The 14,111-nt window shown below is 41.9% G+C and carries 12 protein-coding genes and 1 pseudogene; 6 read left to right on the plus strand and 7 right to left on the minus strand.

The genetic code is table 11. The features are described 5' to 3' along the window. Position 1: 1 nt before the first annotated feature. The 5 genes from DLM75_RS21360 to DLM75_RS21380 all read right to left on the minus strand — a co-directional run bounded on the left by DLM75_RS21360 (position 2) and on the right by DLM75_RS21380 (position 5,473). Entirely contained in the window at positions 2–931 is a 930-nt protein-coding gene (locus DLM75_RS21360; RefSeq protein ID WP_118970533.1) for a helix-turn-helix domain-containing protein, read from the minus strand. A gap of 315 nt (positions 932–1,246) precedes the next feature. After that, on the minus strand, positions 1,247–2,143 hold the full coding sequence (locus DLM75_RS21365) for an esterase/lipase family protein (RefSeq protein ID WP_118970534.1): 897 nt from the start codon (positions 2,141–2,143) through the stop codon (positions 1,247–1,249). A 122-nt stretch (positions 2,144–2,265) separates the two neighbouring features. Beyond that, entirely contained in the window at positions 2,266–2,661 is a 396-nt protein-coding gene (gene msrB, locus DLM75_RS21370; RefSeq protein ID WP_193989137.1) for a peptide-methionine (R)-S-oxide reductase MsrB, read from the minus strand. Positions 2,662–2,871: 210 nt separating this feature from the next. After that, complete coding sequence (locus DLM75_RS21375; protein ID WP_118970535.1) at positions 2,872–4,656, minus strand: leucine-rich repeat domain-containing protein; 1,785 nt, start codon at positions 4,654–4,656, stop codon at positions 2,872–2,874. Positions 4,657–4,858: 202 nt separating this feature from the next. Beyond that, positions 4,859–5,473, minus strand: a complete 615-nt coding sequence (locus DLM75_RS21380) for a TetR/AcrR family transcriptional regulator (RefSeq protein WP_118970536.1) — start codon at positions 5,471–5,473, stop codon at positions 4,859–4,861. A gap of 250 nt (positions 5,474–5,723) precedes the next feature. Here DLM75_RS21380 and DLM75_RS21385 point away from each other — a divergent pair, with 250 nt between their 5' ends. Then, positions 5,724–6,584, plus strand: coding sequence for an acyl-CoA thioesterase (locus tag DLM75_RS21385; protein WP_118970537.1), 861 nt, complete (start codon positions 5,724–5,726; stop codon positions 6,582–6,584). Between the two features lie 44 nt (positions 6,585–6,628). After that, entirely contained in the window at positions 6,629–7,954 is a 1,326-nt protein-coding gene (locus DLM75_RS21390; protein ID WP_118970538.1) for a thiolase family protein, read from the plus strand. A gap of 789 nt (positions 7,955–8,743) precedes the next feature. Here the strand turns inward: DLM75_RS21390 and DLM75_RS21410 are convergent. Further along, positions 8,744–9,460, minus strand: coding sequence for a DUF1554 domain-containing protein (locus DLM75_RS21410; protein ID WP_118970542.1), 717 nt, complete (start codon positions 9,458–9,460; stop codon positions 8,744–8,746). A gap of 277 nt (positions 9,461–9,737) precedes the next feature. Here DLM75_RS21410 and DLM75_RS21415 point away from each other — a divergent pair, with 277 nt between their 5' ends. The 3 genes from DLM75_RS21415 (at position 9,738) to DLM75_RS21425 (ending at position 11,984) form a co-directional block, all read left to right on the plus strand. Next, the gene (locus DLM75_RS21415) at positions 9,738–10,496 is read left to right on the plus strand and encodes a biotin--[acetyl-CoA-carboxylase] ligase (RefSeq protein WP_118970543.1); all 759 of its coding nucleotides are present in this window, start codon (positions 9,738–9,740) and stop codon (positions 10,494–10,496) included. A 1-nt stretch (position 10,497) separates the two neighbouring features. Next, on the plus strand, positions 10,498–11,271 hold the full coding sequence (locus DLM75_RS21420; RefSeq protein WP_118970544.1) for a type III pantothenate kinase: 774 nt from the start codon (positions 10,498–10,500) through the stop codon (positions 11,269–11,271). A gap of 176 nt (positions 11,272–11,447) precedes the next feature. Further along, entirely contained in the window at positions 11,448–11,984 is a 537-nt protein-coding gene (locus tag DLM75_RS21425) for a hypothetical protein (RefSeq protein ID WP_118970545.1), read from the plus strand. 202 nt (positions 11,985–12,186) lie between these two features. Here DLM75_RS21425 and DLM75_RS21430 read toward each other — a convergent pair whose 3' ends face one another. Then, complete coding sequence (locus tag DLM75_RS21430; protein ID WP_118970546.1) at positions 12,187–13,053, minus strand: alpha/beta fold hydrolase; 867 nt, start codon at positions 13,051–13,053, stop codon at positions 12,187–12,189. A gap of 314 nt (positions 13,054–13,367) precedes the next feature. Between DLM75_RS21430 and DLM75_RS21435 the strand changes: the two are divergent. Beyond that, a pseudogene (locus tag DLM75_RS21435) lies at positions 13,368–13,871 on the plus strand (rhodanese-like domain-containing protein). Positions 13,872–14,111: the final 240 nt, after the last annotated feature.

Here is a 14,111-nt window from a genome sequence, read left to right on the forward strand (position 1 = left end):
TTTATTCTTGTAAACGATTGCCCGGAGTTTGTAAAATCTTGCTCTTTCGAAACGATTGCGGAGAGATTCCTTTCGCTTTTCGAAACGCATTGGTGAAATGACTCTGATCGTTAAAACCGAGTTCATACGCAATATCGGAAATTTTGCTATTCGATTCCATTAAGAGTCTTTCCGCTTCGGAGAGACGAACTTTTAGAACGAATTGATAGGGAGTTTCCCCGGTCGTCTTTTTAAACTCTCTGAGAAAATGAAATTTACTCATCCCGATTTCTGCGGCCATATCCTCGATCATGATTTTTTCGGAAATTTCTTCTAAGATCATTTTTTTGATCGTATCGAGATTGGTTTCGCTGAGTCTCGATACCTCCTGATCCGGTGCATCCAAATAGTTGGAATAATTTTTTAAGAAGTATTCCGCAAAGCTCGCCAAGAGAGATTCCAAATAGGACGATTGGTTTCTACCTTTGGCTCTCATTTCTAAAACGAAGAGTTCGATAAAGTGTTTTAAAACGTTATCTTCAACGTTGTAAGTGTTGAGAAATACGAGGGATTTTTTGTCCCTCTCCGAAAGAACTCGTGTCGCATTGAGCAATCGATCCTCTTCGATTGCTAAGATCGTAAAATGACATTCTTCTTTTATGGAATGTGTAAAAGGAACGTACGGAGGATTCATCCAAATCTGACCGACTTCGGTATGAAGGTCCAGATCGACTCCGTTCTTTCGCGTCTTCCAACGAAGGCCGCCAGTATCTAAAGCAAAGTAAAAATAAGGAGTATAGATATTGACCGGATAGAATTCAGGACTACTTCCGATTTCAAGCACGATTCCGTCCCATCCAAGGGATTCGGATGATTCTTGAATGACAAGACTATCACCACAATCGGATTGGAATCCCGTATCGGCATCGAGAAACTTTAGATTCGTTTTCACGTGTCCTTTCCCCCATCTTTATCCACAAGTATGCTCGACTATAACAGTGATTTGGTTCAATCAAATTCGATGTAAGTTAATTTAGAATCGCTCTTAAGGAAGATCAAGAATTTTGCGATCTTTACCAAATTCAGATTGGAATGAACAAAATCAAATCAAGGAGATCATTTCCCGGAAAGTTTTGAATACGGAAAAAATGCTTAAACGAAGTTCGGGAAAAATATCAAAACGATCCGAAAAAGACAATGAGAACGGTGCAACGCAGGAAACAAAAAAGATCGAAATTCTCCAAGAAATCGATCAGAAAAGAAAACTCTATTTCTTCTTTTTCTTAACCGGAGATTTCTTTTTGGCGATCGACTTTTTAGGCGACGCCTTCTTCGTCTTCGAAACGGATTTCCGATTCGAAGTCGATTCAACTTTTTTACCGGAAACAGTACGACGACTTTCCGTTTCGGACTTCACTACTTCCGCTTTCTTTTGAATCGGTTTTGGATCCTTATTCTCTTCGGCCGTGATAAGATCAAAAAGACATTCAATACCCAAGGGACCCATGAAAAGATTGAGATGTCCCAGCTCCGGAAGTTCCACGTCGTCGAAATGCCCAAGCCTTGAATTTTCGGAAGGGATCACAATCTGATCTTTTTTCGAAAATACGGATTGCACGTTAGGTAGTTTTCCAAAAATTTCCACCGCTTCTTGAAGGAACTTAGAACCGGGCATCATCTGCCAGGCGCTGATAAAGATCGGAGCGATATAAGCGAGATACGTTCCGTGAACAGGCGTTCCGGAGATGAAGATTTTTTTCACTCGATCTCTTCCTTTATAAGTAAGACCGGAAGCGATCAAACCTCCCATCGAATGACCTACGATATAACAATCCTTAATATCTTTTTGAACCAAGTAGTCCTCTAAGATCTGGCTCTTTCTTCGAATATTTCCCACCTGAAATCCGAGAGGTACTACATACACGGGATGTCCATTCTCTCGTAGATGTTTACGCATCGATTCCCAAGAAAGAGTTCTTCCTAAGAATCCGGAAACCAAGACGACGGGGCGTTTTTCTCCTTCCGGAGAATCTTCTAATTCGGTAAAAATTCCTAAGATAGCGTGCCAAAGATAGAGAATCGTATACCATATCTCGGCTAAGTATTGAAGAATAGGATTGCGGACGGAGCGATTGTCGGATACGTAAGCGAGATGATCATTCATTGAGTTGCTCCCGGGGGATTCCGGTTTTAGGTATTATTTTCCCCTTCGCCACTGCTGAAAATCAAAAAACGGGAGCGGGAATTTTTCCGGGTCGGGAACCCTTCCCGGAAGCTTTCAAATTCTTATTCTTTCTTAAACTTCAAAGATGCAGAATTGATACAATACCTAAGTCCGGTCGGTCTTGGTCCGTCAGGAAATACATGTCCCAAATGCCCACCACATCTTGCACAAACCACTTCCGTTCTGGTCATCCCATGACTAGAGTCGGTTTCCTTTTCAACGGCTTCTTCTTTTGCCGGCTGATAGAAAGAAGGCCAACCCGATCCGGATTCATATTTTGTTTCCGACGAAAAGAGCGCGGCTCCGCAAGCGGCGCAAAGATAGGTTCCTTTTTCGTGATTCTTATAGAGGGCGCCGGTGAACGCCATCTCGGTCCCCTTCTGTCTTAAGATTTTATATTGTTCAGGAGTGAGTTCTTTTTTCCATTCTTCTTCCGATTTGTTCACTTCGTATTTCATCTTTCCTCCTTTTTTCTTTGCCTTATCGTCGCCGTCCACGGGAGCACAACTTGTGAATAGGAATAACACAGAAACGAGCGTCAGTAAAATCTTCTTTTCCATACACGTAGATTCGTTCTGAATGTTGGACTGGTTACTAAAATGGAAAGGATTCGAAAAATGATTGTGAAAAATTTTTACACCGCATTTTACGATCCGTTCCATTCGTCTTCATTTTTCGATACGGATCTGGATTTCAGGAATATTTTCCTTGAGACGGGAAACGATCTTCGCCTTTTGCTCCGATGGAAACTGATTCCCCCACAAACTGATTTCTTTCAGTTTTTTAAGTTGATAAATACTTTCAGGCAAGTCGGTCAATTGATTGTAGTCAACCGATAATTGCTCTAAACTTTCTAAAGCGCCGATCGAATCAGGTAAGGACAAGATTTGATTGTTACGGAGATCGAGCGACTTACAATTTTTGAGTTTTCCGATAGTATCCGGCAAGGAACGGATTTTTGATTTGGAGATTTCAAGACTGTACATGGATTCCATATCTCCGATTTCCTTCGGAATTTCCGCGACTTCCGCTTCCGTCAAAGTGAAATACATGCAGTTCTTGAGTTGACCGATTTCGGATGTTAACTCTTGAATTCTGATCGAATACATACGGATGATTTTCAAACCCGCAAGCTGGCTGATTCCCTCTAAATTCAACAAAGGATTATTGCGAATATCCAATTCTTCGATGGAATTCATTCCGTATAAAGGGGTCGGTATTTTTTCGAATTGATTTTCAGCAAGATTCAATTTTTCCAATATAGACAATTTGGAAAAACCTCTCGGAAGATCTTTGAGTTTATTTCCGGAAAGATCCAAATGATTCAGATTCACAAGATTGGCAATTTCCTCGGGAAGCTTTTTTATTTTTTCCGTATAAACATAAAGATATTCTAAATTAGTTAATTTGCATATTTCAATCGGAAACTCGGTCGTTTTCTTGGAGCAAATCGATAATTTCCTGAGATTTCGGAGAGACTCGATCGTATTCGGCAATTTTGCCGCCTTCGTATACAACGACAATGTTTCCAGATCTTGATAATCTCCGATCCCGTCCGGGATTTCTTCGAGACTTCGATCGTCTACGTACATGGATTTAGATTCCGGTTTATAAAATTTACTCAAATCGATGTTTTTCTTTTCAAGTTCCGGATAGAGTAAATTCCGAATTTTACCGGAGCTATCAAAGATTACGTTCGAATCCTGATCGTCGTGAAAATAAGCGAACATAAGGTAATACGGAGTTTGTTTTGCTATCTGTTGAAATGAATCCTCTTTCAAAGTGAGTAAAACGATTTCCGTCGACATTCTGCAAAGAATATCTTGCATTACCGTATAATCCTCGCCCATCGTTCCCCAAATATCTTCGGGTTCTTCTTTTAAATCGTTTCGAATCAGATCCGAAAAGTCAATCACCGGTTCGTTTTCCACACAACCTTCTTCCATCGCGTTCTTGGGATCGTTACTTTCCGTGTCGTAATCGAATTCGATCGAATATTGCGTTCCGGCGTCATCCCATCGGATATCGAAAATACCGATTGGCTTTCCCTTTTTTTCCGTTAGCTTTCCCCAATAAGAACGTACGGATTGCAACACTTTGCCCGCTTCTTTTTCCCAGTTGATTTTCTGAAAGACTTTCGCGTATTTTGACTCTTCGAAATCTTTAACTTTCACCTTCAAGAATCGATAGAATGAATCGCTTAATAATTTTTGAATGGACTCCGTTGTCGATTTTTGATCCGTAAATTCGGCTTCGACATATCCTTTTTTCAACTTTTCGCGGAATACCTTTTCGGCTTCTTTTAAACATTCCGTTTCATTGTGAAATGCTTTGATGGAACTCTGACCGGCGGAGCCGATTTTTCCAAAAGTAACGGTAAACGTATTTCCGGAAACTTCGATACTCCAAAATTTATGAGAACCTTCGTCTTGGTAGGTTAAGTATTTTTTCATTCAGCACGCTCGATTTTGTTCGGTGAATGGGAAAGAATCATTCGACGGATCGAATTTCAAGTCGGAATTGATTTCTAAACGTTATTTTACCTTGGATTTTCGGAAGGCTACGACTTAAAAAAATGCAACAGGTTTAAAAGAGATTCATTATATAATTCGAATAAAAATTTATTCGAATCTAAAAAATGAATTTAGTGTATATTCAGAGAATTCTATATTCTTCGACGATTTCTCGGAGTGAATCTTCCATTTCGCGGATGTAACGAAGTTCCAAAGTCATTCTCCACATCGTCACCGAACCGTGATAAGCCATCAACATTCTCCGAGCTACGTATTGAATGTCCATGCTTCGTTTGAGTTGACCGGAACCGATCGCCTTCTGTAGATAGTCGCTGATCATCCTCGTCCATTTCGAGACGATATCTTTTAAGAATTCGGTATACTCCGGATCCGCGTCCATCACCTGACTCGCAAATCCGGCAAAGGGACATCCGAAGAATTCTCCGTGACGAATCTGCTTTTCTTTGAGGATGACCCAGGCTCTTAAGAATTCGGCCATATCGGGATAACGATCCATCAAACCTTGAAGGTCGCTGAGAGTTTTCTCTTCCTGGCGAGCCAAATAGGCGAGGCCCAATTCTTTTTTGGATGGATAATGATCGTAAAGACTCGCGGCTACGGAATTGGACTCTTGAATTATCTGTCTCATTCCGGTATTCGAAAACCCCTGTTTGTAAAAAAGAGAAGTCGCCGTATCCAAAATTCTTTCCCGAACGCCGATTCCGGATTCTTTCTTTTTGCGCGATTGAGCTTTCATATCTAAAGGTATTATTCCAAAAATCTTACGTAACTAATTTCCCATGCGAAAAAACTCCTGTCAATGACTTTGATTCTACTCCTTAAAAATACAGAACGAACGTTCTGTATTTTTTTGTTTGATCAAAATTTAGGCCGGTCTAAACTAAGGTCAGAATCTTCCGGAGGCACGCTGAGGTGAATGCAATTTCGCTCCCTATGGGTCGCGAAATAAGGTCAGATTCTCCGACAAAGAAAAAGGGAGGGACGAAATGATCAGAGATGAAATTCAACTCGTGACTCGTATTTCCGACCTGGACACGCAGAGACACGTGACCAGTAGAACTTATGAGAATTTCTGCCTGGAAGGCAGATTTCGTGCCCTGGAAAAAAACGGTTTTTCTTTGAGGGAGATTTTGTCTCAAGGGATTGCGATCCATCCTCTCGAATCTCAGATTCGATTCCTTGCTCAGCAAATGGAAGGAGCCGATCTCAAAACGGAAACGAAAGCATTTCCTCTTAAAGATGGTAAGATCTTCTGGGATCAAAAAGTGTATTCGGATTCCGGAACTCCGGCCGCGGAGATAAAAACCCTTACCGTTTCGGAAAAAGAAGGAAGAACGATCGATCTTCTTCCCGGCGAAAAATCGGACATTTCCGGTTTTGATCAGTTTCCACAGATTCCTGATTTTAAAGGGACTTGCAAAACGGTGGATACGGAATTGATCACTCTCTATAGCGAGAGAAATATTTTCGGGGAATACAACCCTGCGTATCTTTGGAGAATCGTAGAGGATTCTCGATGGTTTTTTTCCACACAAACCGGTCTGACCTTGGATCGTTTTGTGGAAATGGATACGACGATGTTTTTTATGGGAGGAGTTTTTCGATTCTTCCACCCCGTCCCCGCGGGAAGAAAAGTGCGGGTGAGCACCTGGATCCATTCATTTGAAAAGATCCGGAGTTATATGAGGCACGAAGTTACGGATGTAGAAACCGGTTTGCGTTATTTCGCGGTGCAGGACGAACAATTGGTCGTCTCCGTTTCGAAATCGAGACCGAAAAAAGCACCCGAAGAATTTCAAAACCTCGTGAGAGAGTATGTTGAGAATTATGAATATTCTCAAAAATGAATATAGGATTGATTGATTAAGAATTTGAAGTCTGGAGAAAGAAAATGAAATTAGCAAAGCCATTGGCTATTTGTACACCAAGAAGAACTCCTTTTGCTCAGATCGCGAAAGCGCTCGGACCATATCCAGGACACCACCTGGGTAAAATTGTCGCAGAGGATATTCTCGCTAAAAGCAAACTGAAACCGTCTCAAATCGACGGAGTTGTCGTTGGAGAAGGATTCAGCAACGCGCCGAACTCAGCAAGAGTGATTGCAAACCTCGTCGGAATGAGAGACGAGATCGCTTGTATCACAGTTGCAAACAACTGCGTTTCCGGGATGGAAGCGGTTGCGGAAGCGGCTCGAAGAATCGTTTTAGGTGAAGGCGAAGTGTTCCTCGCGATCGGAGAAGAATCTCAAACTTCCATGCCTTTTATCGTTAAGAACGCTCGTTTAAACAAAAAAGCGGGATCTCTGGATAAGTTGAAAAAACTTCTTCCGGACAATCTTCCCGAAGGTGTGGAACTGAGAGATACTCTGGAAGACGGACTCGGGGACGGGGAAACTTCTTACGGTATGCAAGTTACCGCAGAGATCGTAGCGCAAAACTACGGACTTTCTCGTGAAATCCAAGATAAACTCGCCTTCGAATCTTTCAAAAGAGCATTAGAAGCTTCTAAAGCTGGAAAATACGCTCCTTATATCATTCCTATGAAAGACGAAGACGGAAACGAACTCGCGATCGACGAAGCGGTCGGACTCCGTGAAGGTTTAGTGGAAAACCCAACTCGTATGGGACGCGCGATGCTGATGTTTGATAACCCTGGAATGAAATTCGAAGAATTCAAAACGAAGTATGCAAAAGATTTAAAAAAATCCCACGGCCCTACCGTCTCTATCTTCAACGCAAGTCCTCGTTCCGATGGAGCGGCGGGTGTGATCATTACTACCGTTGAAAAAGCAAAAGAACTCGGTCTTACAATCGAAGCGGTTGTTTCCGGTTGGAGCATGAAAGGAGTTCATCCAAACAACATGGGAATCGGACAAGCGGCGGCGACCGAAGCACTTCTCGCTGACGTAGGCCTGAAGATCCAAGACGTCGACTACGTAGAAATCCACGAAGCGTTCGCGGCTACCGCTGTGGGAGCTCTGGAACAAATCAAAATGGACACCGGTTGGGATTGGGAAAAATCTTTCGACGCTAAGAAGATCAACCCGAACGGAGGATCCATCGCGATCGGTCACCCATTTGGCGCAACCGGAATTCGTTTGATTGCGAACGCGATCATGGATTTAAAAGAAGATCCTTCAGCGAACAAAGTCGTGATTACTGCGTGTGCTCACGGTGGAATTGCTGGATCCATGTTGATCGAAAGATACAAAGGTTGATATTAGTTTAGAATTTTATAAACTACTCAAGTCTTTGTCGAAATCCTTTCGAAAACGAAAGAACAAAAAAAGCCCCGAGCAATCGGGGCTTTTTTTATAGGATCCAATCCCATTTTTGAAAAGGTGCGCGAGCCGTAGACATCACGAGAAGAATTCTATTTTACCATTTTACGGCGCTCATTTTTAAAGCCGACCAATGGAAGAATTTTTGACATAGAGATACAATCGAATACAAAGCGAAAAATCCCATTGGAGCGAGTGGAATTTTGAGAAATCGAGAATCAATTTCGAGGGATTTTTTGGACGTTCTCCAGATGCCTCCGTAGGAATTTCCAGAAGGAAAGATCGGCAAACGAATCCGCAAGAAAGGATAAACCATTTTGGAAGCGGAAGAATGTGGGAATCCATTCGGAGAAGGGAACTTACTGAGCGTAAAAAGTGGACTTCAAAGAATTCAAAAAAAACATTTGGATCAAAAGAAAATTCTTTCTATCGAAATCAAAGGAAACGTCTCAAATCCTCTTTCAATAACCTCGTCTATAGGCGAATTGATTCACAAGAAGAGTTTGTCGGAACTCCGACAGCTCTTCTTGTGAAAGTCGCGCGCCCCACCCTGATTTTGGGTGGAGGGGAGCGGTGGCGGGAAAACCTCGGGAGACTTTCCTCTATCACAAAATCGCAATTTTACAAGTAAAAATCGCACTCGTTGTAGTTCCGACAAAATCGTCCCTTCTCAGATTCGCAGAAAAAGGAACGTCTCCAAAGGGAAGCGATATCAGAAAAAGAAACCTATTGTTCTACGCAGAGAAGACTTTTAAACTGATCGCAACTGATAAATAAATTCCCTTTGATATTTACAATCGTCGTCCCCGTCGCGGATGCTTTCGTGCCCTCACTAATGGCATTGTCAGACGTCCACTCTTCGCAATTTCCAAACTCCAACCTTGACCAGTCGGTTGCATCTCCCGGTACAAATCCCGTCCAGTAATCTGCCGCACCAGCTTGCAACTGATTCGGAATCGTAGATACGAAACCATTTGCGTTCGTTGTATAAACTACGGTCGACTGATCAATGCGGTAATAACTTTTATTCGCCTGCAGTACCCAATTCTTCGTACCACCTACCGGATTTGTGGGACAGTTCACTGCGTCGTTCAAACATGCATAACGTACACCGTCCGGACCCGAGTCTCCCGTGATAAACGCCTTAAAGGTTCCAGAAGTGGGTTTATTGGCGTCGTTCGCGCACTTTGTATCCGCTCCGTTTATGCCGCCCAAATTACCGTTATAAGTAGCGGCCGTAACAAAGACACGTAAATTTGTATTTTGAGGAGTTGTTATAGTCCCGGTAGTATTTGTAGACGGGACAATTCCCCCAGCACCTAAAAGGAGTAAAGCGGCCGAATCATCGCTCTTCTCTTCCGGTTTACACTGGAAAAAAGAAATCGAAAGAATAAGGACAGAAGAAAGAAAAAAGGTTTTTTGTTTATGTGAGCCAAATGTCATATTTGAAAATTGGTTATATAAACAAAATACGTGTCAATTCAAATTATAGAAAAATATAACAATTTATAGACTTGCTCGTGATTTTAGCGGAAATGAGAATCGGATGTTCTCGTAAAACTTTTGTTATACGAACCGGATTCTTCTCTAAGATAGAATCAGAAAAAGGGGAAAACTGGCTTCAAATTCCAATCCAAATTCTCCACCTCATTTTATAATACGGATTTCATTTCTCTATTTTCTTCTTGCGAATTCCCTAAGTAGGATGATTTTATCGGCCATGCCAAACGTATTTCTCCAGCCGGAAAAGGGGATTTTTTTAAATTCTGTAACGTCTACCAATTCTCTTATCAAAAGTGAGGAGTTCCCGCACGGAACTTGGATCGTCGCCGAGGAACAAACAGAAGGAAGGGGACGACGTGAAAGAAAATGGGAAGTTTTAGGGGAAGAATCTCTGATCTTTTCCGGTAAAATCGGTCTCGAAAATTTCGACGGAGGACCGGGGCTTTCCCTCTTTATCGGAACCGCGGTTTGCAAAGCGATTCTTTCCATTTATCCCGAATTGGCAAGGGAGCTCAAAATCAAATGGCCGAACGACCTCTACCTCGGTAACAAAAAGGTTGCAGGAATTCTAATAGAATCCGAAGTCATCGGCTCCACGGTGACTCTGATAATCGGAATCGGTGTCAATCTCTATGGGAAAAAAGAAACGATTCCTTCACACCTCACAGACGCGGGGTTTCTCAATACGAATCCAGATCGTGCAGGCAAAAAAAACGAAATCTTAGAAAAGCTGATTCCGACTTTAAACGAGGCGATTCTTCTCTGGAAGGATTCGGAAGGAAGAAAAAAGGAACTGATTTTGTTAAACGAACTTCTTCTCTGGAAAGGACAATCTGTGAGTTATACGGAGAATGGAACGCCTCAGACGGCGACTTTAGAGGGTTTGGGGGAAAACGGCTCCCTGATTCTAAAAACTCCGTCTGGAACCCGTCTGGATTTCATTGACAGTCCGGACGATTTCCATTCTCTAAACTAAAATGCTCTTAGTTGTCGACGTTGGAAACACAAACACGGTCTTCGGAATTTTTGAAAACGGAAAGACCTCACCCCTTTTTCACAAAAGAACTGTTACTCGAAAGGACAGAACCTCGGACGAACTCGGATTGTTCTTCAGGGGATTTTTGCGAGAATTCAAGATCGAGAACGAAAAAATTACGGGCGGCATTTTCTCAAGCGTCGTTCCCACGTTAAATCCGATCTTAGATAGAATGTTCCAAGATTGGTTTAAGATCGACGCGGTTCACGTGAACTATCAAATGAAACTTCCTTTTACCATTTCTTATCCGAGACCTTACGAAATCGGAGCGGATCGTTTGGTAAACGCCGCCGCCGCGGTCGTTGACAATCCGGGAAAATCCATCATCATCGACTTAGGAACCGCGACGACGTTTTGTGTCGTAAGCGACAAACCGGAATATTTGGGAGGAGTGATCGCCCCCGGTCTCAAAGTTTCCATGGACGCTCTCACGAGAAATACGTCTCAGCTTCCTCCCATCGTCTTTCAATCTCCCGAAAAAATACTTGGAGATTCTACAATCGAATCGATTCAAGCCGGCTTCTTTTTTGGATGGATCGGACTTTTAGAAGGAATCATTCGCGAGATCAAACGGGACAAAGGTCAGGACTATCGAGTCATCGGAACCGGCGGGCTCGTTACCGTAATTGACGCGGCCCATCCGGGAATCTTCGATAGCATCGATCCGCTTCTCACTCTGAGAGGACTTCAGATTCTTCACCAAATGAATTCGTAATCGGTTCTCAAAAGAATCGAATTCTAAAGGAGATCCCCTCGCGAATGAAAGAATGTATTTTTCTTTTTCCGAGTTCCCCGTTCTAAAATTTTTAGATGCAAATGTAAGAATGGCGATTTATTCGAGGAAAATTCTTTCTTGCCTCTTAAGAATTCAATCACACAATTCGTATTCCGATGTTCGGCTTTTTTAAATCGAAAGAACCTTCTGTTCCGGTTAACGATCAGGTATGGATTTCCAGCGAAGCGAAATTTGAAAAATGTCGTCGTCTACTTCGCAAAAATCCAAACCATCTCTTTCTTTTCTGGTTTGTAGAATCCTTCGAAAATTTTCGATCCAACCTCGGTTTAGAGAGAAACTCACCAAACATAGCTTATGCGAATGAAATTTCGCTCGTCGATATTCAGGGACAATTTCCGATCTTCTGCGAACACTATCCACAAAGAAAGACCGAACAGGCTTTATTTTTAAAACTTCAACTCAAGGAAGTCACCGTTTTTTCATCGTTAGACGAAGAGCTTTTTCAAACTCTTGGCGGAAAAAATATCGTGGAAGTTATGAAAAAATTTCGCATCAACGACGAGGCGATCTCTCATCCGATGATCAACGCTTCGATCCGTCGCGCTCAGGAAAAATTGGAAAAAAAAGTTCCTCTCGAACAAAAGATAGATTCTTCTCAAAAAGATTGGTTTTCCGCGAATCTTCGTTCATGAATGTCACGACGAATTCTACTTCCTTTCGGACTCAAAGTCCGCTCCAAGCAAATTTTACAGTAAGAATCTTTGTAGGAACTCCTACGAAAGCTCGGTTTTTTTGAAGACAAAATTCTTCAAATCGACCTCCGAGTCACCGTTTGAAATCGTTCTCTTAAATTTCCAATTAGCGAACTTTTCAAGCAAGTATCTTCATAAAATTTCAGAGCGCCTTCTTTTCTTTCAACCAAGATAAAACGGCTGAATCAAACTCTTCCGGTTCTTCCAACTGAGGAGTGTGTCCGCTCTTTTCAAAAAATTGAATCTTCAGGTCGGCGAAAAGAGGAACGATCGGATCCCAGAGATATGCGGGAGGCATCAGATAATCATGTCGTCCAAGCGCCAAAAATACCGGAACCTGGATCTTTTCAAGACCGATCTTGATATCGATGTCGCGAAAGATCTCCCCCCAAACGTGATCAAACATCGCAGTATTCACTTCCATACCTTCCCAGAGTCTACTCGAATCGTATTTGAAATCATACCAGCTCTTGGCACCGGAAAATATATTAAATATCCGGAATGCATTCTTTGGATCTTTTGAGATGGCTTCGGGTAATTTCGACATCCTCTCTTCGAAATATTTCTTTCGATCTTCGGACGCAGTCTCTTGAAAACGTGACTGAATGAGTTCGTGACTTTTCTCTGATAAATCCGGAGTCAGGCACATCAAAATCAAATGACTTACGTTCCGCGGATATTTTTTCGCATATTCCAGAGCCATATAACCGTGACCCGAATGACCGATCAAAATGATCTTTTCTAAACCAAGTTCTTTGCGAACGAGTTCCATATCGTCCAGAATGATCTCCAAAGAAAAATCCTCTTTCTTCGTGGAGGAACTTCCGCCGGCGTAACCCCTATGATCGACAAAAATCATTCTACAATGTTTTCGAATGTCTTTGGAAAAGGTTCGATCGTAATAGAGTGCGCTTCCTATCACAAAAACATCCGGTCCTTCTCCTTCTATGATGTATTGTAAATTCCATTCTTTTGATTTTACAAATCCTTGGAGTGAATTTTCATTCATAACGTTATGTGTCTTTTCCTCTTAAAATTAAATTTTTGGAATTCGTTTTCTTTAAAACCACTTTTCGAAAGGAAACATCGGATTCCTCCATTTTTTATCCTTCCTCTCGATTGAATCAATTTTTTTTACCATTCACCACAAAAGGATTTCGATTTCTAAGATCGGATTGGATTCTTTTCATTCAGAAACGGAAACTCCCGTTTGTTCGGTCCTTTTTGATTTTCCAAAACGAATCCGACAAAGGATTTTGCAAACGGAAGAGAGTAACGGTTTTCGAGGAGCTTTTTATGAAACATATCGTGATTCTTCTTTTAATGGTCTGTTGTAGTAGTATCATCATCGGAAATGGAAAACGTACATTGAACAACCAGAACAAGATCCCAAATCGCCTAATTGATTATGATAAATTTCGGAAAACGGTAAATTCTTCAGCACAAGAAAGAGAGACAAGACGTCTTACGGAAAAAGAATTCTTAAAGATGATCACCGAAAAAGACGTGATCCTTTTAGACGTGCGGAGCGAATCCAGATACAAGCTCAGACATATCCAAGGAGCGATCAATCTTCCCTTTACAGAGTTTACAAAAGAATCCCTCGCCCAGATCTTTCCGAATTTTGATACAAAGATTTTGATTGATTGCAATAATAACTTTGAAGGTAGTCCGCAAGCCTTTGCCGCTAAAAACCCGGGTGCTTCTTCGAATCTCTCCACCTTTGTTTCCTGAAAGGTCTACGGATATACGAATATCTATGAGTTAGGGCCTTTGTTAGATGTCGAAAAAACAAAACTCCCTTTTGAAGGATCCGAAATTCATTGATTGAAGATCAGACTGAAACATCGTTCGAGTTTTAAGAATTTTATTCTTCGGTCTTTTGTTTTGCCTTTCGATGGGCAACGCATCTCCGCACATTTCCTGAATTGCAAGTGCTCAAATCAAAAGATAAATTTGTCGGAACTACGACGGCTCCTCCGTGAAAGTCGCGCACCCCACCCTGATTTTGGGTGGTGGAGGTGGGTTCGCGGGAAAAAAGCGTGAGACTTTTCTATATCAGAGAAT

This window comes from Leptospira stimsonii (assembly GCF_003545885.1).
GTDB classification, from domain to species: domain Bacteria; phylum Spirochaetota; class Leptospiria; order Leptospirales; family Leptospiraceae; genus Leptospira; species Leptospira stimsonii.

Coding starts and splice junctions, on each gene's coding strand:
- DLM75_RS21365 (WP_118970534.1), bottom strand. CDS start 2,143: ATGAATGATCATCTCGCTTACGTATCCGACAATCGCTCCGTCCGCAAT.
- msrB (WP_193989137.1), bottom strand. CDS start 2,661: ATGAAATACGAAGTGAACAAATCGGAAGAAGAATGGAAAAAAGAACTC.
- DLM75_RS21375 (WP_118970535.1), bottom strand. CDS start 4,656: ATGAAAAAATACTTAACCTACCAAGACGAAGGTTCTCATAAATTTTGG.
- DLM75_RS21380 (WP_118970536.1), bottom strand. CDS start 5,473: ATGAAAGCTCAATCGCGCAAAAAGAAAGAATCCGGAATCGGCGTTCGG.
- DLM75_RS21385 (WP_118970537.1), top strand. CDS start 5,724: ATGATCAGAGATGAAATTCAACTCGTGACTCGTATTTCCGACCTGGAC.
- DLM75_RS21390 (WP_118970538.1), top strand. CDS start 6,629: ATGAAATTAGCAAAGCCATTGGCTATTTGTACACCAAGAAGAACTCCT.
- DLM75_RS21410 (WP_118970542.1), bottom strand. CDS start 9,460: ATGACATTTGGCTCACATAAACAAAAAACCTTTTTTCTTTCTTCTGTC.
- DLM75_RS21415 (WP_118970543.1), top strand. CDS start 9,738: ATGCCAAACGTATTTCTCCAGCCGGAAAAGGGGATTTTTTTAAATTCT.
- DLM75_RS21420 (WP_118970544.1), top strand. CDS start 10,498: ATGCTCTTAGTTGTCGACGTTGGAAACACAAACACGGTCTTCGGAATT.
- DLM75_RS21425 (WP_118970545.1), top strand. CDS start 11,448: ATGTTCGGCTTTTTTAAATCGAAAGAACCTTCTGTTCCGGTTAACGAT.
- DLM75_RS21430 (WP_118970546.1), bottom strand. CDS start 13,053: ATGAATGAAAATTCACTCCAAGGATTTGTAAAATCAAAAGAATGGAAT.